This window comes from Streptomyces sp. NPDC047880 (genome assembly GCF_040706515.1).
Taxonomy (GTDB): domain Bacteria; phylum Actinomycetota; class Actinomycetes; order Streptomycetales; family Streptomycetaceae; genus Streptomyces.
Genome location: NZ_JBEZOK010000014.1, coordinates 65140 through 88426, shown reverse-complemented (window position 1 = coordinate 88426; position 23287 = coordinate 65140). Strand labels below are relative to the sequence as shown.

Annotated in this window: 26 protein-coding genes; 20 read left to right on the top strand and 6 right to left on the bottom strand. The window is 69.6% G+C overall.

Annotated features, from left to right (window positions below; all coding sequences use genetic code 11):
* Positions 1-115: 115 nt before the first annotated feature.
* The 17 genes from rpmE (at position 116) to AB0937_RS21595 (ending at position 15385) form a co-directional block, all read left to right on the top strand.
* Positions 116-337, top strand: coding sequence for a 50S ribosomal protein L31 (gene rpmE / locus AB0937_RS21675; protein WP_003992975.1), 222 nt, complete (start codon positions 116-118; stop codon positions 335-337).
* Between the two features lie 248 nt (positions 338-585).
* Positions 586-1662, top strand: coding sequence for a peptide chain release factor 1 (prfA, locus tag AB0937_RS21670; RefSeq protein ID WP_366713805.1), 1077 nt, complete (start codon positions 586-588; stop codon positions 1660-1662).
* Between the two features lie 53 nt (positions 1663-1715).
* Positions 1716-2561, top strand: coding sequence for a peptide chain release factor N(5)-glutamine methyltransferase (prmC, locus tag AB0937_RS21665; RefSeq protein WP_097220578.1), 846 nt, complete (start codon positions 1716-1718; stop codon positions 2559-2561).
* A 70-nt stretch (positions 2562-2631) separates the two neighbouring features.
* Positions 2632-3279, top strand: coding sequence for an L-threonylcarbamoyladenylate synthase (locus tag AB0937_RS21660; RefSeq protein ID WP_030854964.1), 648 nt, complete (start codon positions 2632-2634; stop codon positions 3277-3279).
* A complete protein-coding gene (locus AB0937_RS21655; RefSeq protein ID WP_142159456.1) occupies positions 3276-3956 on the top strand; it encodes a protein-tyrosine-phosphatase in 681 nt (226 codons plus the stop codon). The genes AB0937_RS21660 and AB0937_RS21655 overlap by 4 nt, the downstream gene beginning before the upstream one ends.
* Positions 3957-4024: 68 nt before the next feature.
* Positions 4025-5263: a serine hydroxymethyltransferase gene (glyA, locus tag AB0937_RS21650; RefSeq protein WP_366713803.1), complete on the top strand. Its 1239-nt coding sequence runs from the start codon at positions 4025-4027 to the stop codon at positions 5261-5263.
* Positions 5264-5392: 129 nt separating this feature from the next.
* Entirely contained in the window at positions 5393-6739 is a 1347-nt protein-coding gene (locus AB0937_RS21645; protein ID WP_366713802.1) for an MraY family glycosyltransferase, read from the top strand.
* A gap of 298 nt (positions 6740-7037) precedes the next feature.
* Complete coding sequence (locus AB0937_RS21640) at positions 7038-7475, top strand: hypothetical protein (RefSeq protein WP_234848497.1); 438 nt, start codon at positions 7038-7040, stop codon at positions 7473-7475.
* A 273-nt stretch (positions 7476-7748) separates the two neighbouring features.
* Positions 7749-8519, top strand: coding sequence for a F0F1 ATP synthase subunit A (gene atpB, locus AB0937_RS21635; RefSeq protein WP_366713921.1), 771 nt, complete (start codon positions 7749-7751; stop codon positions 8517-8519).
* A 66-nt stretch (positions 8520-8585) separates the two neighbouring features.
* Positions 8586-8825 (top strand): ATP synthase subunit C, encoded by a 240-nt coding sequence (locus AB0937_RS21630; protein WP_053670587.1) that lies wholly within the window; start codon positions 8586-8588, stop codon positions 8823-8825.
* 38 nt (positions 8826-8863) lie between these two features.
* Positions 8864-9412: a F0F1 ATP synthase subunit B gene (locus tag AB0937_RS21625; protein ID WP_366713800.1), complete on the top strand. Its 549-nt coding sequence runs from the start codon at positions 8864-8866 to the stop codon at positions 9410-9412.
* On the top strand, positions 9409-10224 hold the full coding sequence (locus AB0937_RS21620) for a F0F1 ATP synthase subunit delta (protein ID WP_366713799.1): 816 nt from the start codon (positions 9409-9411) through the stop codon (positions 10222-10224). Before AB0937_RS21625 ends, AB0937_RS21620 begins: the two co-directional genes overlap by 4 nt.
* A 124-nt stretch (positions 10225-10348) precedes the next feature.
* Complete coding sequence (atpA, locus tag AB0937_RS21615; RefSeq protein ID WP_362245453.1) at positions 10349-11938, top strand: F0F1 ATP synthase subunit alpha; 1590 nt, start codon at positions 10349-10351, stop codon at positions 11936-11938.
* Between the two features lie 20 nt (positions 11939-11958).
* A complete protein-coding gene (locus AB0937_RS21610) occupies positions 11959-12876 on the top strand; it encodes a F0F1 ATP synthase subunit gamma (RefSeq protein WP_053670583.1) in 918 nt (305 codons plus the stop codon).
* Positions 12877-14313, top strand: a complete 1437-nt coding sequence (gene atpD / locus AB0937_RS21605) for a F0F1 ATP synthase subunit beta (protein ID WP_366713797.1) — start codon at positions 12877-12879, stop codon at positions 14311-14313. It begins immediately after the preceding gene.
* Positions 14314-14430: 117 nt separating this feature from the next.
* Complete coding sequence (locus AB0937_RS21600) at positions 14431-14808, top strand: F0F1 ATP synthase subunit epsilon (protein ID WP_053670581.1); 378 nt, start codon at positions 14431-14433, stop codon at positions 14806-14808.
* A 130-nt stretch (positions 14809-14938) separates the two neighbouring features.
* Positions 14939-15385, top strand: coding sequence for a DUF2550 domain-containing protein (locus AB0937_RS21595; protein ID WP_030854234.1), 447 nt, complete (start codon positions 14939-14941; stop codon positions 15383-15385).
* A gap of 48 nt (positions 15386-15433) precedes the next feature.
* Here AB0937_RS21595 and AB0937_RS21590 read toward each other — a convergent pair whose 3' ends face one another.
* The 3 genes from AB0937_RS21590 to AB0937_RS21580 form a co-directional block, all read right to left on the bottom strand.
* Positions 15434-17305, bottom strand: coding sequence for a glycoside hydrolase family 18 chitinase (locus AB0937_RS21590; protein WP_366713794.1), 1872 nt, complete (start codon positions 17303-17305; stop codon positions 15434-15436).
* Between the two features lie 122 nt (positions 17306-17427).
* Complete coding sequence (locus tag AB0937_RS21585; protein ID WP_366713792.1) at positions 17428-18069, bottom strand: response regulator transcription factor; 642 nt, start codon at positions 18067-18069, stop codon at positions 17428-17430.
* Entirely contained in the window at positions 18066-19259 is a 1194-nt protein-coding gene (locus AB0937_RS21580) for a histidine kinase (protein WP_366713791.1), read from the bottom strand. The genes AB0937_RS21585 and AB0937_RS21580 overlap by 4 nt, the downstream gene beginning before the upstream one ends.
* Positions 19260-19411: 152 nt before the next feature.
* Between AB0937_RS21580 and AB0937_RS21575 the strand changes: the two genes are divergently transcribed.
* Entirely contained in the window at positions 19412-19990 is a 579-nt protein-coding gene (locus AB0937_RS21575; protein ID WP_366713790.1) for a hypothetical protein, read from the top strand.
* Complete coding sequence (locus tag AB0937_RS21570) at positions 19987-20175, top strand: DUF5708 family protein (RefSeq protein ID WP_366713788.1); 189 nt, start codon at positions 19987-19989, stop codon at positions 20173-20175. Before AB0937_RS21575 ends, AB0937_RS21570 begins: the two co-directional genes overlap by 4 nt.
* A 161-nt stretch (positions 20176-20336) precedes the next feature.
* Here AB0937_RS21570 and AB0937_RS21565 read toward each other — a convergent pair whose 3' ends face one another.
* The 3 genes from AB0937_RS21565 to AB0937_RS21555 are packed head-to-tail and all read right to left on the bottom strand — an operon-like array spanning position 20337 to position 22472.
* Positions 20337-20909 carry a cob(I)yrinic acid a,c-diamide adenosyltransferase gene (locus AB0937_RS21565; RefSeq protein WP_366713786.1) on the bottom strand — a complete coding sequence of 191 codons (573 nt, stop codon included), beginning with the start codon at positions 20907-20909 and terminating at the stop codon, positions 20337-20339.
* Between the two features lie 19 nt (positions 20910-20928).
* Entirely contained in the window at positions 20929-21672 is a 744-nt protein-coding gene (locus AB0937_RS21560; protein ID WP_366713784.1) for an ABC transporter permease, read from the bottom strand.
* 17 nt (positions 21673-21689) lie between these two features.
* A complete protein-coding gene (locus AB0937_RS21555) occupies positions 21690-22472 on the bottom strand; it encodes an ATP-binding cassette domain-containing protein (protein ID WP_366713783.1) in 783 nt (260 codons plus the stop codon).
* 79 nt (positions 22473-22551) lie between these two features.
* Here AB0937_RS21555 and AB0937_RS21550 point away from each other — a divergent pair, with 79 nt between their 5' ends.
* On the top strand, positions 22552-23193 hold the full coding sequence (locus tag AB0937_RS21550; RefSeq protein ID WP_366713782.1) for a TetR/AcrR family transcriptional regulator: 642 nt from the start codon (positions 22552-22554) through the stop codon (positions 23191-23193).
* Positions 23194-23287 lie beyond the last annotated feature (94 nt).

The window sequence follows — 23287 nt, the reverse complement described above, 5'->3', positions numbered from 1 at the left end:
CAACCCCCGGTTTTGGGAGTAGGCCCCAGTCCTGGCAGACTGGTACGTCGGCCCCGGTTCACGCTCCCGCACCCCGCGGCAGCGACCCGGCGCCCTCCCGAATCTAGGAGACACCTTGAAGCGCGACATCCACCCCGAGTACGTCGAGACGCAGGTCAGCTGCACCTGCGGCGCGTCGTTCACCACCCGCAGCACCATCGAGTCCGGCACCATCCGCGCCGATGTCTGCTCCGAGTGCCACCCGTTCTACACGGGCAAGCAGAAGATCCTCGACACCGGTGGCCGTGTGGCCCGCTTCGAGGCCCGCTTCGGCAAGGCCGCCGGCTCCAAGAAGTAGCGAGCCTCCTAGGGCCTGCCCGGCGGATCCTGTCGGAGACGCGGGGCCTGGCACGCACATCTGCGGCGTTGTCGCTGCACGCACCAGGCCCCGCTCACCGGCACTGACAGGTACGGCGGCTTTCCTCCGACCTGATCCGCCGGGCAGGCCCTAGCGCCGGTCCACGGACGCGCTCCCTCACCGGGCGCTCCGGGACCGGCGTTTTTGGTCGCCCGCCCTTCACCCCCGCCGTACACAGGAGCCCCAAGATGTTCGAGGCCGTCGAGGAACTCGTCGCCGAGCACGCCGACCTGGAGAAGAAGCTCGCCGACCCGTCGGTCCACGCCGACCAGGCCAACGCGCGCAAGCTGAACAAGCGGTACGCCGAGCTCACCCCCATCGTCGCCACGTACCGCTCCTGGACGCAGACGGGCGGCGACATCGAGGCCGCGCGTGAACTGGCCGCCGACGACCCCGACTTCGCGTCCGAGGTCAAGGACCTGGAACGGCAGCGCGAGGAACTCACGGAGAAGCTGCGCCTGCTGCTGGTCCCGCGCGACCCCAGCGACGACAAGGACGTCATCCTCGAGATCAAGGCGGGCGCGGGCGGCGACGAGTCGGCCCTGTTCGCCGGCGACCTGCTCCGCATGTACCTGCGCTACGCCGAGCGCGTCGGCTGGAAGACCGAGATCATCGACGCCACCGAGTCCGAGCTGGGCGGCTACAAGGACGTCCAGGTCGCGGTGAAGACCAAGGGCGGCCAGGGCGCCACCGAGCCCGGCCAGGGCGTCTGGGCGCGCCTGAAGTACGAGGGCGGCGTGCACCGCGTGCAGCGCGTGCCCGCCACGGAGTCCCAGGGCCGTATCCACACCTCCGCGGCCGGTGTGCTCGTCACACCCGAGGCCGAGGAGGTCGACGTGGAGATCAACCCGAACGACCTCCGCATCGACGTCTACCGGTCCTCCGGGCCCGGCGGACAGTCCGTCAACACCACCGACTCCGCCGTGCGCATCACGCACCTCCCGACCGGAGTCGTCGCCTCCTGCCAGAACGAGAAGAGCCAGCTGCAGAACAAGGAGCAGGCACTGCGTATCCTGCGCTCCAGGCTGCTCGCAGCGGCGCAGGAGGAGGCGGAGCGGGAGGCCGCCGACGCCCGCCGCAGCCAGGTCCGCACGGTCGACCGCTCCGAGAAGATCCGCACGTACAACTTCCCGGAGAACCGCATCTCGGACCACCGGGTCGGCTTCAAGGCGTACAACCTGGACCAGGTCCTGGACGGCGACCTCGACGCGGTGATCCAGGCCTGTGTCGACGCGGATTCCGCGGCGAAGCTGGCGGCTGCGTAAGGCAGGCACGAGCACGTACGAGTGATCACGTACGAGTAATACGGAGGACTTGCGTGAACCTGCTGCTCGCGGAGGTGGCCCAGGCCACCCAGCGGCTCGCCGACGCCGGCGTGCCCTCGCCGCGTACCGACGCGGAGGAACTCGCCGCGTTCGTGCACGGCGTCAAGCGCGGCGAGCTGCACTCCGTCAAGGACTCCGACTTCGACGCCCGCTACTGGGAGGTCATCGCCCGCCGTGAGGCCCGCGAACCGCTCCAGCACATCACCGGGCGCGCCTACTTCCGCTACCTGGAACTCCAGGTCGGCCCCGGGGTGTTCGTGCCGCGGCCCGAGACGGAGTCCGTGGTCGGCTGGGCCATAGACGCCGTACGGGCCATGGACGTCGTCGAGCCGTGCATCGTCGACCTGTGCACCGGCTCCGGCGCCATCGCGCTCGCCCTCGCCCAGGAGGTGCCGCGCTCGCGCGTGCACGCCGTGGAGCTGTCCGAGGACGCCCTCAAGTGGACCCGCAAGAACGTCGAGGGGTCCAGGGTCGACCTGCGGCAGGGCAACGCGCTCACCGCCTTCCCGGACCTGGACGGACAGGTCGACCTGGTCATCACCAACCCGCCGTACATCCCGCTCACCGAGTGGGAGTACGTCGCCCCCGAGGCGCGGGACTACGACCCCGACATGGCCCTCTTCTCCGGCGAGGACGGCCTGGACCTCATCCGCGGCCTGGAACGCACCGCGCACCGGCTGCTGCGCCCGGGCGGTGTGGTCGTCGTCGAGCACGCGGACACCCAGGGCGGCCAGGTGCCGTGGATCTTCACCGAGGAGCGGGGCTGGGCCGACGCGGCCGACCACCCGGACCTCAACAACCGCCCGCGCTTCGCCACGGCCCGCAAGGCGCTGCCGTGAGCACACCGGGCACCCCGCGTTCCTCGCGGACTTCATCCCAGCAGCACGTGTACGAGGAGGCCAGCTAAAGATGGCACGGCGATACGACACCAACGACGCGACCGACCGTGTGACCGGTCTGCGCGAGGCAGCGTCCGCCGTCCGCCGTGGCGAGCTCGTGGTGCTGCCGACGGACACGGTGTACGGCATCGGCGCCGACGCGTTCTCCTCGGAGGCGGTCGCCGACCTGCTGGACGCGAAGGGCCGGGGCCGCAACATGCCCACCCCCGTCCTCATCGGCTCCCCGAACACGCTGCACGGCCTGGTCACGGACTTCTCCGAGCTGGCCTGGGAGCTGGTCGACGCCTTCTGGCCGGGTGCCCTGACGCTCGTCGCGCGGCACCAGCCGTCCCTCCAGTGGGACCTCGGGGACACCCGTGGCACGGTCGCCGTGCGCATGCCGCTGCACCCGGTCGCCATCGAGCTGCTCACCGAGGTCGGTCCCATGGCCGTCTCCTCCGCCAACCTGACCGGCCACCCGGCGCCGGAGGACTGCGACGCCGCGCAGGAGATGCTGGGCGACTCGGTCTCCGTCTACCTCGACGGGGGCCCGACCCCCGGCATCGTGCCGTCGTCGATCGTCGACGTGACCCGTGAGGTGCCGCTGCTGCTGCGCGCGGGTGCCATCTCGGCGGACGAGCTGCGAAAGGTCGTACCCGACCTCGAGGTGGCGAATTGACGGCCCCTGGATCGGGGCGTGGCATAGGCAACGGGGAAAGCGCGGCGGAGATCACGACGACGTTCGTGGGGCTTCCGCGTGACAGCTTCCGCATCCTCCACGTCAGCACCGGCAACGTGTGCCGCTCGCCCATCACCGAGCGGCTGACCCGCCATGCCGTGCGGGAGCGGCTCGGGATCCTGGGCGGCGGGCTGATCGTGGAGAGCGCCGGCACCTGGGGCCACGAGGGCGCGCCCATGGAGTCCCACGCGGAGACCGTCCTGGCCGACTTCGGCGCGGACGCCTCCGGCTTCACCGGGCGCGAGCTCCTCGACGAGCACGTGATCCGCGCCGACCTGGTGCTGACCGCCACCCGGGACCACCGGGCGCAGGTCATCTCCATGGGGCACTCGGCGGGCCTGCGCACCTTCACGCTCAAGGAGTTCACCCGCCTGGTCAAGGCCATCGACCCGGCGACCCTGCCGCCCCTGGAGGAGGGCGTGGTCATCCGCGCGCGTGCCCTGGTCCGCGCAGCGGCCGCTCTACGCGGGTGGCTGCTCGCGCCGACCGCCGAGGCGGACGAGGTCTACGACCCCTACGGCGCGCCCCTGACGTTCTTCCGTTCCATCGGGGACGAGATACACCAGGCCCTCGATCCGGTCGTCACGGCCCTCACCGGCGTCCCCGCGAAGACGTAACAGCCGAGCGCTCCGCAGGCCCCGGGCCTACATTGGTCGTACGTCACCGTCGACGCCCGGAGCCCACCATGACGGTCACCCCTGCCATCGAGGCCGACGTCCTGCGCCGCCAGGACCCCGAGCTCGCCGACATCCTGCTCGGGGAGCGGGAGCGGCAGTCGACGACGCTCCAGCTGATCGCCGCCGAGAACTTCACGTCCCCGGCCGTGCTGGCCGCGCTCGGGTCCCCCCTGGCCAACAAGTACGCCGAGGGCTACCCGGGGGCGCGGCACCACGGCGGCTGCGAGATCGTGGACGTCGCCGAACGCATCGCGGTCGACCGGGCCACGGCCCTGTTCGGCGCCGACCACGCCAACGTCCAGTCCCACTCGGGCTCTTCGGCGGTGCTCGCCGCCTACGCCGCCCTGCTCCGCCCCGGCGACACCGTCCTCGCGCTCGGCCTGCCCTACGGCGGGCACCTCACGCACGGCTCGCCCGCCAACTTCTCCGGCCGCTGGTTCGACTTCGTCGGATACGGCGTCGAGGCCGAGTCCGGGCTCGTCGACCACGAGCAGGTCCGCACCCTGGCCCGCACGCGCCGGCCCAAGGCGATCGTGTGCGGCTCGATCGCCTACCCCCGCCACCTCGACTACGCGTTCTTCCGCGAGGTCGCCGACGAGGTGGGCGCGTACCTCATCGCCGACGCCGCGCACCCCCTGGGCCTGGTCGCCGGGGGAGCGGCCCCCAGCCCGGTGCCGTACGCGGACATCGTCTGCGGGACCACCCACAAGGTGCTGCGCGGCCCGCGCGGCGGTCTGATCCTGTGCCGCGCGGAGCTGGCCGAACGGGTCGACCGGGCCGTGTTCCCCTTCACACAGGGCGGTGCGCAGATGCACACCATCGCCGCCAAGGCGGTCGCGTTCGGGGAGGCGGCGACACCGGCGTTCGCCGCGTACGCCCACCAGGTGGTGGCCAATGCGCGGGTGCTGGCGGCCCGGCTGGCGGTGGAGGGCCTGGTCGTCACCACCGGCGGCACGGACACCCACCTGATCACCGCCGACCCGGCGCCGCTCGGCGTCGACGGACGCACCGCCCGGGGCCGGCTCGCGGCGGCCGGCCTGGTCCTGGACTGCTGCGCGCTGCCGCACGGCGACGCCCGGGGACTCAGGCTCGGTACGGCCGCGATCACCACCCAGGGCATGGGCGAGGCGGAGATGATCCGGATCGCCGGACTGCTCGCCGGGGTGCTCCGGGGCGTGACGGATCCCTCAAGAGCCCGTGAAGAAGTGCGGGAGCTGGCCGGTGGATTTCCGCCGTATCCCGCTTGAGTCGGGGTAGGCGCACCAGGGTGCACAGACACTCGTGCAACCATCGTCGCTACCCGGAAGTCCCCACCCATATGCGCGCATCGCTAGGGTGTGGGGCTGAGATGGCCAGCGAGACCTGTGGGGAAGCCCGTGCGTGAATACCTCCTGACGCTCTGCATCACGGCCGCGGTGACGTATCTGCTGACAGGGCCGGTACGGAAGTTCGCGATCGTGGCCGGAGCGATGCCGGAGATCCGGGCACGTGACGTGCACCGGGAGCCGACCCCGCGCCTCGGCGGTATCGCGATGTTCTTCGGCCTGTGCGCGGGCCTGCTGGTCGCCGACCACCTGACCAACCTCAACCAGGTCTTCGAGACGTCGAACGAACCCCGGGCACTGCTGTCCGGGGCCGCCCTGATCTGGCTGATCGGCGTCCTGGACGACAAGTTCGAGATCGACGCCCTGATCAAGCTGGGCGGCCAGATGATCGCCGCGGGCGTGATGGTCGTGCAGGGTCTGACGATCCTGTGGCTGCCGGTCCCGGGCGTGGGCTCGGTCGCGCTCACCCAGTGGCAGGGCACCCTGCTCACGGTCGCCCTGGTCGTCATCACCATCAACGCGGTCAACTTCGTCGACGGACTGGACGGCCTCGCGGCCGGCATGGTCTGCATCGCGGCCACGGCGTTCTTCCTGTACGCCTACCGCATCTGGTACTCGTACGGCATCGAGGCCGCCGCCCCGGCCAGCCTCTTCTCGGCGATCCTGATGGGCATGTGCCTGGGCTTCCTGCCGCACAACATGCACCCCGCGCGGATCTTCATGGGCGACTCGGGCTCCATGCTGATCGGCCTGGTCCTGGCCGCCGGTGCGATCTCCGTCACGGGCCAGGTCGACCCGGACGCGCTCAACCTGTACGTGGGCTCCGAGAAGGAGGCCGTGCACCAGACGGTCCCCGTCTACATCCCGCTGCTGCTGCCGCTGACGATCATCGCGGTACCGGCCGCCGACCTGATCCTGGCGATCGTGCGCCGCACCTGGCGGGGCCAGTCCCCGTTCGCCGCCGACCGCGGCCACCTGCACCATCGGCTGCTGGAAATCGGCCACTCGCACAGCCGCGCGGTGCTGATCATGTACTTCTGGTCGGCGCTGATCGCCTTCGGCGCCCTCGCCTATTCGGTCAACTCTGCGTCCATGTGGATCGTGCTCGGTGTGGTGTTCCTGAGCGCGATCGGTCTGCTCCTGCTCCTGCTGCCGCGCTTCACGCCACGTGCCCCGCGTTGGATGGAGCGTTTCGTGCCGCCGCGCTACCGGCGCCGCGGCTCGGTGGAGGCGCTCGCACCGGAGGCCTCGACGCCGGCGTCCGCGGCGGACCAGCACACGCCGGTCGGGGCGGAGAGCCGTACCCCGGTGGTGTCCGGGGTCGGTGGCGTCAACGGGGCGACCGCCATCGGCGCCCGTTCGCGTCCGGCCGACCGGCGCAAGGCGGGGACAAGGTAAGAATCTGACGAGAGCATTGCCAAGTCGTGGGGTGGTGATGGGGGTGCGAAGCGCCCCAATACCAGACATCTCGGCGCGGTTCTCGCTCAGACGCGCAGGTTCACTCTCATGTGTGACTGTCCGCACACCGTCAGGTAAAGACTGCATCAAATAGTTTGTGATACGGTTCACGAGAACCCCCCGGATAGAGCCGAAGGACCGTAGTGCGACGGTCCATTGGTGTGAGGTCTCCACTCAGCCCGGGACTACGCTCGTCCATGACGACACCCCTGCCCCCTGCGAAAGCGGAGTTGCCGCCATGCCGTCCAATGACGCCCGGAACCTCTTGCAGTGCGCTGTGCCCACAGCCGCTGCTGGTGCTGTTGTGGTCGCCGTCAGTGGCGTGGTGGCCGGAGGTAAGGGGGCCATCGGAGCGGCCGTCGGCGTCGTGCTGGCCATCCTCTTCATGGGAATCGGCCTGTTCGTTCTTCAGTGGACGGCAAAAACGCTCCCGCAGCTGTTTCAGGCCATGGGCCTGATGCTTTATGGCGCTCAGCTGCTGCTGCTTCTGATCTTCGCTGCTGTCTTCAAGGACACTTCTCTCTTCAACCCGAAGACGTTCGCCCTCGGGCTCGTCATCGCGACCGTCGTGTGGATGGCTGCGCAGGCTCGTGCGCATATGAAGGCCAAGATCTTCTACATCGACCCGGACTCCGCGAAGAGCGAGAAGCCCGAGAAGACCGGACCGTCGTCGTGACGAGTAGGGGCGCGATAAAGGGCAGTAGGAACTCCTGCTATCGTCCGGTGCCAACTGCGGCATCGCGGGCGCGGGCATCTGAGCTGACGCCTGCTCGAACGCGAGGCTCGATGCCCCCCAGCCGCTCTCACATCCGTAACACCAGTCCGGTGCCGATCCGCGGCTGCGCGCCGCGCCGACACAACGAGGTTGCCGTACCTATGCGTCACGCCGAAGGAGCCCGCGGTGAGTGCTGACCAGACCCAGCTCGCCTTTGACTGGAGCTGTCGGATCATGTCCGACAACGGGTGTGGTTTTCCGGCTCCGGGCCTGCACTCGTTCCTCTTCAAGCCGATCACCACGGTCGGGGGGTTCGAGTTCAACAAGGTGATGCTGCTCGCCATCATCACCACCGTCCTTGTCATCGGCTTCTTCTACGCGGCCTTCGGCAAGGCCAAGGTGGTGCCGGGCAAGCTGCAGATGGTCGGTGAGGCCGGCTACGACTTCGTCCGCCGCGGCATCGTCTACGAGACCCTCGGCAAGCGTGAGGGCGAGAAGTACGTCCCGTTCATGGTCTCGTTGTTCTTCTTCATCTGGATCATGAACATCTGGTCCGTGATCCCGCTCGCGCAGTTCCCGGTGTCGTCGATCATCGCGTACCCGGCCGTCCTGGCCGCGATCGTCTACGTGACCTGGGTTTCGCTGACCTTCAAGCGGCACGGCTTCGTCGGGTTCTTCAAGAACGTGACCGGCTACGACAAGTCGCTCGGCCCGGTGCTGCCGCTCGTGATGGTCATCGAGTTCTTCTCGAACCTGCTCGTCCGGCCGTTCACGCACGCCGTGCGACTGTTCGCGAACATGTTCGCCGGTCACCTGATGCTGGTCATGTTCACCGTCGCCTCCTGGTACCTGCTGAACAGCTGGATGGTCCCGGCGGCCGGTGTCTCCTTCGTCATGACCATCGCCATGATCGGTTTCGAGCTTTTCGTGCAGGCCGTCCAGGCGTACGTCTTCGTACTCCTCGCCTGCACGTACATCCAGGGCGCTCTCGCCGAGCACCACTGAGCCCCATCACCCCCCGTCGTCCGGTGGCCAACCCCCACCGGTCCGTTAAGAGAAGGAAGATTCAGCATGGCTGCCACTGAGACCCTCGCCGCTGTCTCCGGTTCCATCGGTTCCGTCGGTTACGGCCTCTCGGCTATCGGCCCCGGCATCGGCGTCGGCATCATCTTCGGTAACGGCACCCAGGCTCTCGCCCGTCAGCCCGAGGCTGCCGGCCTGATCCGCGCCAACCAGATCCTCGGCTTCGCCTTCTGTGAGGCGCTGGCCCTCATCGGCATCGTCATGCCGTTCGTGTTCGGTACGAAGTAAGACTTCCCTACCGACACGTTTCGACGAAAGGCACTGATGTGATCGCCAACCTGGTGCAGCTGGCGGCCGAGGAAGAGCAGAACCCGCTCATTCCTCCGGGCCCCGAGCTGCTCGTCGGCACCATCGCCTTCGCCATCGTGTTCTTCTTCTTCTGGAAGAAGCTGCTTCCGAACATCAACAAGGTTCTGGAGGAGCGCCGCGCGGCGATCGAAGGCGGTATCGAAGAGGCCGAGACCATGAAGGTCGAGGCCCAGAGCGTCCTTGAGCAGTACAAGGCACAGCTCGCCGAGGCCCGGCACGAGGCCGCGCGCCTGCGCCAGGAGGCGCAGGAGCAGGGTGCCGCGCTCATCGCCGAGATGCGGGCCGAGGGCCAGCGTCAGCGCGAGGAGATCGTCGCCGCCGGCCACTCCCAGATCGAGGCCGACCGCAAGGCCGCCGCGTCCGCGCTGCGCCAGGACGTCGGCAAGCTCGCCACCGACCTGGCCGGCAAGCTCGTCGGGGAGTCCCTCGAGGACCACGCCCGCCAGAGCCGCGTGATCGACCGGTTCCTCGACGAGCTCGAGGAGAAGGCCGAGGCCGGGCGATGAACGGAGCGAGCCGCGAGGCCCTGGCAGCCGCACGTGAGCGTCTGGACGCGCTGACGGACTCGACGTCCGTGAACGCGAGCTCGCTCGCCGACGAGCTGGCCGCCGTCACCGCGCTGCTCGACCGCGAGGTGTCGCTGCGTCGGGTCCTCACCGACCCGGCGCAGGCCGCAGAGGCGAAGGCCGAGCTGGCCCAGCGTCTGCTCGGCACCCAGGTCAGCGGCCCCGCCGCCGACCTGGTCGCCGGCATGGTGCGCTCCCGCTGGTCGCAGTCGCGCGACCTGGTGGACGCGCTGGAGGAGCTGGCCAACACCGCCGACCTCACGGCCGCCCAGCAGGCCGGCAAGCTCGACGACGTCGAGGACGAGCTGTTCCGGTTCGGCCGGATCGTCTCCGGCAGCACCGAGCTGCGGGCCGCGCTGACCGACCGCAAGGCCACCACCTCGGCCAAGGGCGAGCTGCTGCGCAGCCTCCTCGGCGGCCGGGCGCAGTCGGCCACCGAGCGTCTGGTCACGCGCCTTGTGACCGCGCCGCGGGGACGTAGCCTGGAGACGGGACTCGAGTCCCTGTCCAAGCTCGCCGCCGAGCGCCGGGACCGCATGGTGGCCATCGTCACCTCGGCGGTGCCGCTGAGCGACCCGCAGAAGCAGCGCCTGGGCGCCGCCCTCGCGAAGCTCTACGGCCGCACGATGCACCTCAACCTGGACGTGGACCCCGAGGTCCTCGGCGGGATCCGGGTGCAGGTCGGCGACGAGGTCATCAACGGCTCCCTCGCGGACCGCATCGAGGACGCCAGCCGCCGGCTCGCCGGCTGAGCAGCAACTCAATAGGCACAACGTACTTACGACGGCCCTGGTTGGGCCGTGCAGAAGAATCCTGGGGGTCGCCCCCAGACCCCCTAAGAAACTTCGGGCCCAACAAGGAGAGCAGGGAACCCAGATGGCGGAGCTCACGATCCGGCCGGAGGAGATCCGGGACGCACTGGAGAACTTCGTCCAGGCGTACAAGCCGGACGCGGCCTCGCGCGAGGAGGTCGGTACGGTCACCTTTGCCGGCGACGGCATCGCGAAGGTCGAGGGCCTGCCCTCGACCATGGCCAACGAGCTGCTGAAGTTCGAGGACGGCACCCTCGGCCTCGCCCTCAACCTCGAGGAGCGCGAGATCGGTGCCATCGTCCTCGGTGAGTTCAGCGGCGTCGAGGAGGGTCAGCCGGTCTCCCGTACCGGTGAGGTTCTCTCCGTCGCGGTGGGCGAGGGCTACCTCGGCCGCGTGGTGGACCCCCTCGGCAACCCGATCGACGGCCTCGGCGAGATCGAGACCGAAGACCGTCGCGCCCTGGAGCTGCAGGCCCCGGGCGTCATGGTCCGCAAGTCGGTGCACGAGCCGATGGAGACGGGTTACAAGGCCGTCGACGCGATGACCCCCGTCGGCCGTGGCCAGCGTCAGCTGATCATCGGTGACCGCCAGACCGGCAAGACCGCCCTGGCCGTCGACACCATCATCAACCAGCGCGACAACTGGCGCTCGGGCGACCCGAAGAAGCAGGTCCGCTGCATCTACGTCGCCATCGGCCAGAAGGGCTCCACCATCGCCGGTGTGCGCGGCGCTCTGGAGGAGGCCGGCGCGCTGGAGTACACGACCATCGTCGCCGCCCCGGCGTCCGACCCGGCCGGCTTCAAGTACCTGGCGCCGTACACCGGTTCGGCCATCGGCCAGCACTGGATGTACCAGGGCAAGCACGTCCTGATCATCTTCGACGACCTGTCGAAGCAGGCCGACGCCTACCGCGCCGTGTCGCTGCTGCTGCGCCGCCCGCCGGGCCGTGAGGCCTACCCGGGTGACGTCTTCTACCTGCACTCCCGCCTGCTGGAGCGCTGCGCCAAGCTCTCCGACGAGATGGGTGCCGGCTCGATGACCGGTCTGCCGATCGTCGAGACCAAGGCCAACGACGTCTCGGCGTTCATCCCGACCAACGTCATCTCCATCACCGACGGCCAGTGCTTCCTGGAGTCGGACCTCTTCAACGCCGGTCAGCGCCCCGCGCTGAACGTCGGTATCTCCGTCTCCCGAGTCGGTGGTTCCGCGCAGCACAAGGCGATGAAGCAGGTCTCCGGCCGTCTGCGCGTGGACCTCGCCCAGTTCCGTGAGCTGGAGGCGTTCGCCGCCTTCGGTTCCGACCTGGACGCCGCGTCCAAGGCGCAGCTGGAGCGCGGTCAGCGCATGGTCGAGCTGCTGAAGCAGCCGCAGTACCAGCCGATGGCCACCGAGGACCAGGTCGTCTCCGTCTGGGCCGGCACCACCGGCAAGATGGACGACGTCCCCGTCGCCGACATCCGCCGCTTCGAGAAGGAGCTGCTGGACTACCTGCACCGCAAGGAGCAGGGTCTGATGACCTCCATCCGCGAGGGCGGCAAGATGTCCGACGACACCCTGCAGGCCGTCGCCGAGGCCATCGCGGAGTTCAAGAAGCAGTTCGAGACCTCCGACGGCAAGCTGCTCGGCGAGGACACCCCGGCTGCCGGTAAGTGACGACGGAAGGGACCTGACTCATGGGAGCCCAGCTCCGGGTCTACAAGCGTCGCATCCGATCCGTCTCCGCGACCAAGAAGATCACCAAGGCGATGGAGATGATCGCCGCCTCGCGCGTCGTCAAGGCGCAGCGCAAGGTGGCGGCCTCCACCCCGTACGCGACCGAGCTCACCCGCGCGGTCACGGCGGTCGCCACCGGCTCTAACACCAAGCACCCGCTGACGACGGAGGCCGAGAACCCGACCCGCGCCGCGGTCCTGCTCCTCACGAGCGACCGCGGTCTGGCCGGCGCCTTCAACTCCAACGCCATCAAGGCGGCGGAGAAGCTGACGGCGAAGCTGGAGGCCGAGGGCAAGGAGGTCGTCAACTTCATCGTCGGCCGCCGCGGTGTCGCCCACTACAACTTCCGCGAGCGCAAGATCGCGGAGTCGTTCACGGGCTTCACCGACGACCCGTCGTACGCGGACGCCAAGAAGGTCGCGGCCCCGCTGATCGAGGCCATCGAGACGGAGACGGCCGAGGGCGGCGTGGACGAGCTCCACATCGTCTACACCGAGTTCGTGTCGATGATGACGCAGACGGCGATCGAGGCCCGGCTGCTGCCGCTCAGCCTCGACGAGGTCGCGGCGGAGGCGGCGCCCAAGGGCGAGATCCTCCCGCTGTTCGACTTCGAGCCCTCGGCGGAGGACGTCCTCGACGCCCTGCTGCCGCGCTACGTCGAGAGCCGCATCTACAACGCGCTGCTCCAGTCGGCCGCCTCCAAGCACGCCGCCACGCGACGCGCGATGAAGTCGGCCACCGACAACGCCGGAGAGCTCATCGAGACGCTCACCCGGCTTGCCAACCAGGCCCGCCAGGCCGAAATCACCCAGGAAATCAGCGAGATCGTCGGTGGCGCGAGCGCCCTGGCCGACGCGACCGCGGGGAGTGACCGATAAATGACCACCACTGTTGAGACGGCCACGGCGACGGGCCGCGTCGCGCGGGTCATCGGCCCGGTCGTCGACGTGGAGTTCCCCGTCGACGCGATGCCGGAGATCTACAACGCCCTTCACGTCGAGGTCGCAGACCCGGCGCTGGCGGGCGAGAAGAAGACGCTGACCCTGGAGGTCGCCCAGCACCTGGGTGACGGCCTGGTCCGCGCCATCTCCATGCAGCCCACCGACGGCCTGGTCCGCCAGGCCCCGGTGACCGACACCGGCGCGGGCATCACCGTCCCGGTCGGCGACTTCACCAAGGGCAAGGTGTTCAACACCCTCGGTGAGGTGCTGAACACCGACGAGGTGCACGAGGGCGAGCGCTGGTCCATCCACCGCAAGGCCCCCGCGTTCGACCAGCTCGAGTCGAAGACCGAGATGTTCGAGACGGGCTTGAAGGTCGTCGACCTCCTCACCCCGTACGTCAAGGGCGGCAAGATCGGTCTGTTCGGTGGTGCCGGTGTCGGCAAGACCGTGCTGATCCAGGAAATGATCATGCGTGTCGCCAACCTCCACGAGGGCGTCTCCGTCTTCGCGGGTGTCGGCGAGCGCACCCGTGAGGGCAACGACCTCATCGCGGAGATGGAAGAGTCCGGCGTTCTGGACAAGACCGCCCTGGTCTTCGGCCAGATGGACGAGCCCCCGGGCACCCGTCTGCGCGTGGCCCTGGCCGGCCTGACGATGGCGGAGTACTTCCGTGACGTCCAGAAGCAGGACGTGCTGTTCTTCATCGACAACATCTTCCGCTTCACCCAGGCCGGTTCCGAGGTGTCGACCCTGCTCGGCCGTATGCCCTCCGCGGTGGGCTACCAGCCGAACCTGGCCGACGAGATGGGCACCCTCCAGGAGCGCATCACCTCGACCCGTGGTCACTCGATCACCTCGATGCAGGCGATCTACGTCCCCGCGGACGACCTGACCGACCCGGCCCCGGCCACCACCTTCGCCCACCTCGACGCGACGACGGTTCTGTCCCGTCCGATCTCCGAGAAGGGCATCTACCCGGCCGTGGACCCGCTGGACTCGACGTCCCGCATCCTCGACCCGCGGTACATCTCGGCGGACCACTACAACGCCGCGATGCGCGTGAAGAACATCCTGCAGAAGTACAAGGACCTGCAGGACATCATCGCGATCCTCGGTATCGACGAGCTCGGCGAGGAGGACAAGCTCGTCGTCCACCGTGCCCGTCGCGTGGAGCGCTTCCTGTCCCAGAACACCCACGCCGCCAAGCAGTTCACCGGCGTGGACGGTTCGGACGTGCCGCTGGACGAGTCGATCGCCGCGTTCAACGCGATCTGCGACGGCGACTACGACCACTTCCCCGAGCAGGCGTTCTTCATGTGCGGTGGTCTCGAGGACCTGAAGAAGAACGCGAAGGAGCTGGGCGTCTCCTGACCCGGGCAGCGCTCGAGTCATGAGGGGGCGGGGTTCGTCCCGCCCCCTCATTCACGCCTACTAGACTTGTAACCAACACCCGGCACTCCCGCCGGGTGGTGACCCGAGGAGCCACCCTTGGCTGCTGAGCTGCACGTCGCGCTGGTCGCGGCCGACCGTGAGGTCTGGTCCGGCCAGGCCACCCTGGTCGTCGCGCGCACCACGTCCGGCGACATCGGCGTCATGCCCGGTCACCAGCCGCTGCTCGGTGTGCTGGAGTCGGGCCCGGTGACCATCCGCACGAGCGACGGCGGGACGGTCGTCGCCGCGGTCCACGGCGGATTCATCTCGTTCGCGGACGACAAGCTCTCGCTGCTCGCGGAGGTCGCCGAGCTGTCGGACGAGATCGACGTCCAGCGCGCTGAGCAGGAGCTCGAGCGCGCGAAGGCGGAGGACGACGCGGAGGCCCAGCGCCGCGCGGACGTCCGGCTGCGGGCTGCGACGGCGGCGCGCTGACTCCGTCCGCCGTGTGATGACGTCACTCAGCCGCGGCTGGGTACCGGAGACATCCGGACCCAGCCGCGGCTGAGGCGGATGTGGGTGATTTTTACGTTCCGTTACCTAGGAGACGAGGAGGTCGGTGTCGATGGTCCTCGCTCTGACTGTGTGCGGAATCGTGGTGGCCCTCGTGGTGGTGGGCCTGTTCGTCTTCGGTCTGCGCCGTCGGCTGATCCAGCGTTCCGGCGGCACCTTCGACGCCAGCCTGCGCTGGGACGCCCCGGCGGAGGGTGACACCAACGGCAAGGGCTGGGCGTACGGGGTGGCCCGGTACAACGGTGACCGCGTCGAGTGGTACCGCGTCTTCTCGTACTCGCCGCGTCCGCGCCGCACTCTGGAGCGGTCCGCGATCGAGGTGGCCGGCCGCCGGGTTCCGGAGGGCGAGGAGGAGCTGGCGCTGCTCTCCGACCATGTGATCCTGGCCTGTCTGCACCGGGGCACGCGTCTCGAACTCGCGATGAGCGAAGACGCGCTGACCGGTTTCCTCGCGTGGCTCGAAGCGGCTCCGCCCGGACAGCGGGTGAACGTGGCGTAGCCACGGTCACCCGCTGGGTAGGGACCCCGGACGAAGTCCGGGGGAGCGTCAATGTCGCCCAGGGTCTACGGCCCGTCGAACTTCTCTTTCATCGGCCTGCTTCAGGCCGCTGTCGATGGCGGTCGCCAGCTCTCCGTTGGCGGTGTCACCGCTGAACTCCCAGAAGAACGCGCCACCCAGGCCCTGGTTCTTGGCCCAGCTCATCTTCCCGGCAATCGTCGACGGGGTGTCGTAGGACCACCAGTTGCTGCCGCAGTGCGCGTACGCGGTGCCGGCGACGGTGCCGGTCACCGGGCAGGAGTTTTTCAGGACCTTGTAGTCCTCGATGCCCGCCTCGTACGTGCCCGGGGCCGCGCCGGTCGCCGAGCCGCCCGGGGCGGACTGGGTGACGCCGGTCCAGCCGCGGCCGTAGAAGCCGATGCCGAGCAGCAGCTTCTTGGCGGGGACGCCCTTCGCCTTGAGCTTGGCGATCGCGTCGGCCGAGTTGAAGCCGGCCTGCGGGATGCCCGGGTACGAGGTGAGCGGCGAGTGCGGGGCGGTCGGACCGTCCTTGTCGAAGGCGCCGAAGTAGTCGTAGGTCATCACGTTGTACCAGTCGAGGTGCTGGGCGGCGCCGCCGTAGTCGGCCGCGTCGATCTTGCCGCCGGAGGAGCCGTCGGCGGTGATGGCCGCGGTGACCAGGTAGTTCGGGCCGAACTCGGTGCGCAGCGCCGACATCAGGTTCCTGAAGGCAGCGGGGCCGGAGGTGTCGCAGCTCAGGCCGCAGGCGTTCGGGTACTCCCAGTCGATGTCGATGCCGTCGAAGACGTCGGCCCAGCGCGGGTCCTCGACGACGGCCTTGCAGGACTTCGCGAAGGCGGCGGCGTTGGCCGCTGCCTGGCCGAAGCCGCCGGAGTAGGTCCAGCCGCCGAAGGAGTACAGCACCTTGATGTGCGGGTACTTGGCCTTCAGCTGGCGCAGTTGGTTGAAGTTGCCGCGCAGCGGCTGGTCCCAGGTGTCGGCGGTGCCGCTGACGGACTGGTCGGCGGTGTAGGCCTTGTCGTAGGCGGCGTAGGTGTCGTCGACGGTGCACTGCCCGTTCTTGACGTTGCCGAAGGCGTAGTTGATGTGGGTGACCTTCGAGGCGGTGCCCGAGGTCACGAGGTTCTTGACGTGGTAATTGCGGCCGTAGACGCCCCACTCGGTGAAGTAGCCGAGCTTGACCTTGTCGCCGGTGGGCGGCTCGGTGGTGCCGCCGGTGGTGCGGACCCGGACGGCGCCGCTGACCGGGCCGGTCTGGTCGGCGGTGTCACGGGCCTGGACCGAGTACGAGTAGTCCGTGCCCTTGGTCAGGCCGGTGTCCGTGTACGAGGTCGTCGTCACGGTGGCGACCTTCGTGCCGTCGCGCAGGACGTCGTAGTTCTTGATGCCCTTGTCGTCGGTCGCGGCGGACCAGGACAGCTTCACCGAGGTGTCGGTGATGCCGGAGGCGGTGGGGGTGCCGGGGGCGCTCGGCGCGCTGTCACCCGGTTCGGTGGTGCCGCCGTCGCAGCTGCCGCCGTTGAGATTGCAGTTGGCGGGGGAGCCGGTGCCCGAGCCGTTGAAGCCGAAGGAGACGGAGGCGCCGGGGGCGAGGCTGCCGTTCCAGGACTTGTTCTTCGCGGTCCAGTGGGTGCCGGAGGACGTGACGTCGGCGTCCCAGGAGGAGGTGACGGAGGTGCCGGAGGGGAAGTCCCACTCGACGGTCCAGGAGCTGATGGCGGTGGTGCCGGTGTTCTTCACCGTCCACTTGCCCTCGAAGCCGGAGCCCCAGTCCTGGGTCTTGGCGTAGGTGGCGGTGGCGGACGTGGCTGCCTGGGCCGGGCTCGCCAGGCCGACGAGGCCGGCGAAGGGGAGCAACAGGGTCGCGAACCCTGCCGCGGCTCTGTGTCTGAAGCGCATGCTGCGCCTCCTCGATGGAGTTGTGGGGGGCGTGACTGAGCCTCACGCCACTCATGGTGCGGTGAGAATAGAAAGGTCTGGACCACCGGTCAATAGGTCTGGACCACCATGCACCGGACTCCTCAGACACCCAACTCCTGGGCCAGCACGGCGGCTTGCACCCGGCTGCGCAGCCCGAGCTTCCCGAGCAGCCTGCTGACGTGGGTCTTCACGGTCGCCTCGGCCATGTCGAGGCGCTCCGCGATGCCCGCGTTGGACAGGCCCTCGCCGAGACAGGCCAGCACCTCGCGCTCCCGCCGGGTCAGCTGGTCGAGCACCGCAGGATCGGCCGCGGGCTCCCGGGCGGGCTTCGCGGCGAACTCCGCGATCAGCCGCCGCGTCACCGCCGGGGCGATCAGCCCCTCCCCCCGCGCGACCGTCCGCACGGCCTCCAGCAGCTGCTTCGCCTCGGTGTTCTTCAGCAGGAAACCGGACGCTCCCGCCCGCAGCGCCCCGAAGACGTACTCGTCGAGGTCGAAGGTGGTCAGCACGAGCACGTCCGCGAGCCGCTCCGCGACGACCTGCCGGGTCGCCGACACCCCGTCCAGACGCGGCATCTGAACGTCCATCAGCACCAGGTCCGGCCGCAGCTCGCGGGCCAGCGCCACTGCCCGCTCCCCGTCCGCGGCCTCACCGACCACCTCGATGTCGGGCGCGCTGCGCAGGATGAGGACCAGGCCGGCGCGGACGGCGGACTGGTCCTCGGCGACCAGGACGCGGATCATGCGGTGTCTCCTTCGAGGGTGTCGTCGACGGGGAGGGTGGCGCGCACGGCCCAGATCTTGCCCTCCGGCGCGTCCTCGGGGGCGGCTTCGAATGTGCCGTCCAGCAGGGCCACGCGTTCTCTCATGCCGACCAGACCAGCGCCGGAGCCGGGGGCGCGCGGGGCGTCCTGGTCACCGTACGGGCTGGTCACGCCGACGACGAGGGAGCCGTCCCGCCGAGCGAGAGAGACGGTGACCCGGCCCGGGGCGGCGTGCTTGAGGGCGTTGGTCAGCGACTCCTGCACGATGCGGTAGGCGGCGAGCTCGACGGGGGCGGGAACCTCGCACCGCTCGGCGTCCAGGGTGACGTCGAGGCCGTTGGTGCGGGCGCCGTCCACGAGTGCGGCGAGGCCGTCGAGCGTGGGAGCGGCGGACGGTGCCACGTCGCCGCTGCTGTCCCGCAGGATGCCGATCAGCCGTCGCATCTCGGCGAGCCCCTCCACGCTGTTCTCGCGGATGACCACGAGCGCGTCCTGAGAGGTCTTCGGATCGTCGAGGGACAGGGCGGCGGTGGAGTGGATGGCGATCGCGGACAGGTGGTTGGCGACCATGTCGTGCAGCTCCCGGGCCATCCGGGCCCGTTCGGCGGTGACGGCCTGGGTGCGGTCCATCTCGGCCAGCAGCGCGGTCTGTTCGGCGCGCAGCAGGGCCGCGTCGGCGGCCTCGCGGTGGTTGCGCACGATCAGCCCGGTGGAGGCGGGCCCGAAGGCGACCAGGCCGGTGACCACACCGATCAGCAGCGCCTCGGGCTCGCGCCAGACCGCGAACGGCACGACGGCTCCGGCCACGGTGAGCAGCCCGGTGATCCGCGGGATGCGGTGCGCCGAGGCGGGCGGGCCGTACAGGACGGCCGCGTACATCAGGTCCGTGTACATCAGGATCGTGAACAGGTTGCCCTGGGTGAGGAGGTCCAGGACGATCGTGGCGGTGCCGATCAGCAGCGCGGTGCGCGGTGCGGTGCGCCGCAGCAGCTCGCAGCCGGCCATGACCAGCAGCGGCAGCAGCACCGGCCAGCGGCCCGGCAGCAGCACGTACACCTCGGTGGCGGGGCGGGTGGCCAGCCCGAGCGCCCACAGCAGCAGCCCGCCCAGCAGACTGCCCAGGGCGACGTACACGTCGAAGCGGCGTGGGCGGGGGAGTCGTACGGCCATGCCACCATCCAACACGGCGGCCGCTCTCCGGGCGTGACCCCCGCGGAGGGTCCCCGACTGCATCTTTCGATGTACCGCGCGTTCGTCACTCGCGACGACGATTCCCGCCGCCCCGCCCGGGAGCCTGGAGAGGTGACCGAGAGGAGCGAACCGTGATCGTCGCCTTGATCGCCGCCTGCGAGATCGGGTTCTGGGTGCTGCTGGCGGCCGGACTGTCCGTCCGCTACTTGCTGCGCATGCCGCGTACGGGGCTGGCGCTGCTGTTGGGCGAGCCGCTGCTGGAGGTCGTCCTGCTGGTGGCCACCGCGCTGGACCTGAAGAACGGCGCCGACCCGAACTGGACGCACGGGCTGGCCGCGCTGTACATCGGCTACACGGTCGGGCATGGCCACCGCACGGTGAAGTGGCTCGACGGCCACGCCGCCCACCGGCTGGGCGGCGCCCCGAAGCCGGCCGGCCCGCCGCGCTACGGCATGGCCCGGGCGCGCCACGAGGGCACGGTGTGGCTGGGCACGCTGACGGCGGCCGTCGTCGCGACCGTGCTGCTCCAGCTGGCCATCTGGTACGTCGACGACCCGAGCCGCGTCACCTCGCTGGAGGGCTGGCGCTATGTGGCCTGGCGCGCGGCCGGGATCCACGGCCTGATCACGCTGAGCTACCTGATCTGGCCGCGGAAGGCCCCCGCGGAGGCCTCCGGGGTGCGGCAGGAGAAGGAGGAGGCGCAGCGATGAGCAAGAGCCGCGGGAACCTGGTGGAAGGGGTCGTCACCCTGGTGATCGGCCTCGGACTGTGGCTGTTCACCGGCGATGTGGAGGTCCCGGTCGTCACCCTCACGAAGGTCGGCATCGTGATGATGTGCGTCGGCGGCGTCCTGGTCGCCACGGGTCTGTGGCAGGAGGCGCGGCGACGGACCTAGTGCCGCGGCAGGCACCGTTCGCCCCGTCGCGACGCCCGGCACGCCCTCTCGCCGCACCGGCCGAAAGCCCGGGTACGCCCAGTACGAGGGCTTCCGGCCGGCACGCCGGGAGCACGCACCGGACGCCGCTCCGTCACGGGCACACGTTGCCTGCCGCGGCACTAGCGCTCCCCGCCCGGCACCCACAGCACGTCCCCGGCCGCCTTGTTCGCCGTCCTCGCGAGGATGAACAGGAGGTCGGAGAGGCGGTTGAGGTAGGTCGCCGTCAGGGGGTTCATCACCTCGCCGTGCACCTCCAGTGCCGCCCAGGTGGAGCGCTCCGCCCGGCGTACGACCGTGCAGGCCTGGTGGAGCAGGGCCGCGCCGGGGGTGCCGCCGGGGAGGATGAAGGAGCGGAGCTTCTCCAGCCGTTCGTTGAAGCGGTCGCAGTCCGCCTCCAGCTTGTCGATGTAGAACTGCTCGACCCGCAGGGGCGGGAACTCCGGGTTCTCCACCACCGGCGTCGACAGGTCCGCGCCCACGTCGAACAGGTCGTTCTGCACGCGGGTGAGGACCGTGACGATCTCCGCGTCCAGACCGCCCAGCGCGATGGCCGTGCCGATCACCGCGTTCGCCTCGTTGGCGTCGGCGTACGCGGAGATCCGCAGATCGGTCTTGGCGACCCGGCTCATGTCGCCGAGGGCGGTCGTGCCCTGGTCGCCGGTCCTGGTGTAGATGCGCGTCAGATTGACCATGTGGCCAGCGTAGTTACGCTCAGGCGGTTCGGAACACGCGTGTGCCCACTGTCACGGACAGCGCGGTGAGGCCGACGGCCACCAGAGCGCCGTAGAGCATGTGCGGCGTCGTGTAGCCGCCGACGTACGCGTCCCGCACCGCGTCCACCAGGTAGCGGAACGGCATGAGGTGCGAGAGGACGTCCAGCCAGGCCGGGCCCAGTGTCATCGGCAGCATCAGACCGGACAGCAGCATGGACGGCATGGTCAGCGCGTTGATCGCCGGGCCGAAACTCTGCGGGGTGTCCATCCTCATCGCCAGCGCGTACGACAGGGCGGCCAGCGAGACGGTGAGCAGGGCGACGAAGGCGAACCCGATCAGTACGCCGGCCAGCGGCGCCCGCAGGCCCATCGCCACCGCCGCGAGCACCAGCAGGACGGCCTGGAAGACGAACACCGTGGCGTCCCGCAGCACCCGGCCGAGCAGCAGGGCCAGTCGGCTCACGGGGGTGACGCGCATGCGCTCGACCACGCCGTGGCCCTTCTCGACGATGATCGAGAAGCCCGCGAACGACGCCCCGAACAGACCGAGTTGGAGCAACAGCCCGGGCACGAGCACCTGCCAGGAGCTGCCCGCCACGCCGAGCGGCAGATCCGTGAGCAGGGGGCCGAAGAACAGCAGGTACAGCAGCGGCATGAGCACGCCGAAGAGCAGCGCGAAGCGGGAGCGCAGGGACTGGCGGAGGTAGCGCCCGTAGACGAGGGCGGTGTCGTGCAAGAGCATCGATGTGCCTCGGTTTCTCATACGGCGACGGGGGTCTGCTCGGCCGGGGCGGCGCTGCGGCCGGTGATGGCCAGGAACGTGTCCTGCAGCGAGGCGTCGAGCGATCCGCCGTGGCGCAGTTTCAGCGCGCTCGGGGTGCCCTCGGCGACGACCACGCCGTGGTCGACGACGACCAGCCGGTCGGAGAGGGCGTCGGCCTCGTCGAGGTAGTGGGTGGTCAGGAACACCGTCGTGCCGTGCTCGTCGCGCAGCCGGCGCACCAGGGCCCACAGGTCGGCGCGGCTGCCCGGGTCGAGCCCGGTCGTCGGTTCGTCCAGGAACAGCACCTTGGGCCGGTGAGTGAGGGCCATCGCGATGTCCAGCCGCCGCCGCTGTCCGCCGGACAGTGCGCCGCACTTGCGGTCGAGGAGCCCGGTGAGGTCCAGGTCGCGGGCCAGTTCCCCGGCGCGCTCGGCGGCCCGGGCCTTGGACAGCCGGTACAGACGCCCCTGGGTCACCAGCTCCTCCCGCACGCTGATCTGCGGATCGACCCCGCCGGACTGCGCCACGTAGCCGCAGGCCCGCCGCACCCCGGCCGCGTCGGTCGCCAGGTCGCGTCCCGCGACGGTCGCGGCACCGCCGGTGGGTCGCAGCAGGGTCGTCAGCATGCGCAGGGTCGTCGTCTTGCCGGCGCCGTTGGGGCCGAGGAAGCCGAGGATCTCGCCCTCGTGGACGGTCAGGTCGATCGAGCGCACGGCCTCCACCGGGCCGTTCTTGGTCTGGAAGGTACGGGCCAGGCCGGCCGTACTGATGATGGTCATGCCACCAGAAAAACAGAGTCTCTTAAAGTTTGCAATGACTCCAAGCTTTCAGGATCCCCAGGGAAGCTAGGATTCGGACATGGCTGAGGGGCTCAGGGAGCGGAAGAAGCGCGAGACCAGGCAGCGCATCTCGGACATCGCCACCGGGCTGTTCCTGGAGCGCGGGTTCATGACAGTGACGATCGCGGACGTGGCGGAAGCCGCCGACGTCTCCGTGAACACCGTCTACAACTACTTCCCGGCCAAGGAGGACCTCTTCCTCGACCGCAGCAAGGGTGTCGTCGACCGCCTCGCGCGCTGGGTGCGCGGCCGTGACCTCGGCGAGTCCGCCGCCCACGCCGTCCTGCGCGAACTGCGCGACGAGGTCGAGGCGGTGTCGCCGCGGATCGGCCTCATGGAGGGCTACGACCGGTTCATGAAGGTCATCCACGACGCGCCGCCCCTGCGCTCCCGGCTGTGGGCGATCCAGCAGGAGGTCCAGGAGAACCTGGAGGCGGCCCTGCGTCAGGAGACCGGAGCCGCAGCGGGTGATCCCATGCCCGCCCTGATCGCCGGTCAGCTCAACTGGCTCCACCAGACCGTGATGGGCTCCATCGGCCGCGCGATGGTCGACGGGCGCGACCGCGGCGAGGTGTCCCGGGAGACCCTCGTCCTGCTGGACGAGATGGAGGGGTTGTTGAGCGAGAGGGTGCTCAACTACGCCGTCCGGGGCGCCCCGTGACCCCTGCCGGTGTGATGTCCGTCATGTGAGACGTGACGCGCATTACTTACTGGTCACACAGCCCCTCGCGAGCGCTAGTGTCCGCCCGGGAAGC

What these genes read in the sequence shown, in the direction of transcription:
- AB0937_RS21630 (WP_053670587.1), top strand. Translation starts at nt 8,586, where the DNA reads ATGGCTGCCACTGAGACCCTCGCCGCTGTCTCCGGTTCCATCGGTTCC.
- AB0937_RS21595 (WP_030854234.1), top strand. Translation starts at nt 14,939, where the DNA reads ATGGTCCTCGCTCTGACTGTGTGCGGAATCGTGGTGGCCCTCGTGGTG.
- AB0937_RS21660 (WP_030854964.1), top strand. Translation starts at nt 2,632, where the DNA reads ATGGCACGGCGATACGACACCAACGACGCGACCGACCGTGTGACCGGT.
- AB0937_RS21640 (WP_234848497.1), top strand. Translation starts at nt 7,038, where the DNA reads ATGCCGTCCAATGACGCCCGGAACCTCTTGCAGTGCGCTGTGCCCACA.
- glyA (WP_366713803.1), top strand. Translation starts at nt 4,025, where the DNA reads ATGACGGTCACCCCTGCCATCGAGGCCGACGTCCTGCGCCGCCAGGAC.
- atpB (WP_366713921.1), top strand. Translation starts at nt 7,749, where the DNA reads ATGTCCGACAACGGGTGTGGTTTTCCGGCTCCGGGCCTGCACTCGTTC.
- atpA (WP_362245453.1), top strand. Translation starts at nt 10,349, where the DNA reads ATGGCGGAGCTCACGATCCGGCCGGAGGAGATCCGGGACGCACTGGAG.
- AB0937_RS21555 (WP_366713783.1), bottom strand. Translation starts at nt 22,472, where the DNA reads ATGACCATCATCAGTACGGCCGGCCTGGCCCGTACCTTCCAGACCAAG.
- AB0937_RS21610 (WP_053670583.1), top strand. Translation starts at nt 11,959, where the DNA reads ATGGGAGCCCAGCTCCGGGTCTACAAGCGTCGCATCCGATCCGTCTCC.
- AB0937_RS21570 (WP_366713788.1), top strand. Translation starts at nt 19,987, where the DNA reads ATGAGCAAGAGCCGCGGGAACCTGGTGGAAGGGGTCGTCACCCTGGTG.
- atpD (WP_366713797.1), top strand. Translation starts at nt 12,877, where the DNA reads ATGACCACCACTGTTGAGACGGCCACGGCGACGGGCCGCGTCGCGCGG.
- AB0937_RS21590 (WP_366713794.1), bottom strand. Translation starts at nt 17,305, where the DNA reads ATGCGCTTCAGACACAGAGCCGCGGCAGGGTTCGCGACCCTGTTGCTC.
- AB0937_RS21550 (WP_366713782.1), top strand. Translation starts at nt 22,552, where the DNA reads ATGGCTGAGGGGCTCAGGGAGCGGAAGAAGCGCGAGACCAGGCAGCGC.
- prfA (WP_366713805.1), top strand. Translation starts at nt 586, where the DNA reads ATGTTCGAGGCCGTCGAGGAACTCGTCGCCGAGCACGCCGACCTGGAG.
- AB0937_RS21565 (WP_366713786.1), bottom strand. Translation starts at nt 20,909, where the DNA reads ATGGTCAATCTGACGCGCATCTACACCAGGACCGGCGACCAGGGCACG.
- AB0937_RS21585 (WP_366713792.1), bottom strand. Translation starts at nt 18,069, where the DNA reads ATGATCCGCGTCCTGGTCGCCGAGGACCAGTCCGCCGTCCGCGCCGGC.
- AB0937_RS21620 (WP_366713799.1), top strand. Translation starts at nt 9,409, where the DNA reads ATGAACGGAGCGAGCCGCGAGGCCCTGGCAGCCGCACGTGAGCGTCTG.
- AB0937_RS21580 (WP_366713791.1), bottom strand. Translation starts at nt 19,259, where the DNA reads ATGGCCGTACGACTCCCCCGCCCACGCCGCTTCGACGTGTACGTCGCC.
- AB0937_RS21560 (WP_366713784.1), bottom strand. Translation starts at nt 21,672, where the DNA reads ATGCTCTTGCACGACACCGCCCTCGTCTACGGGCGCTACCTCCGCCAG.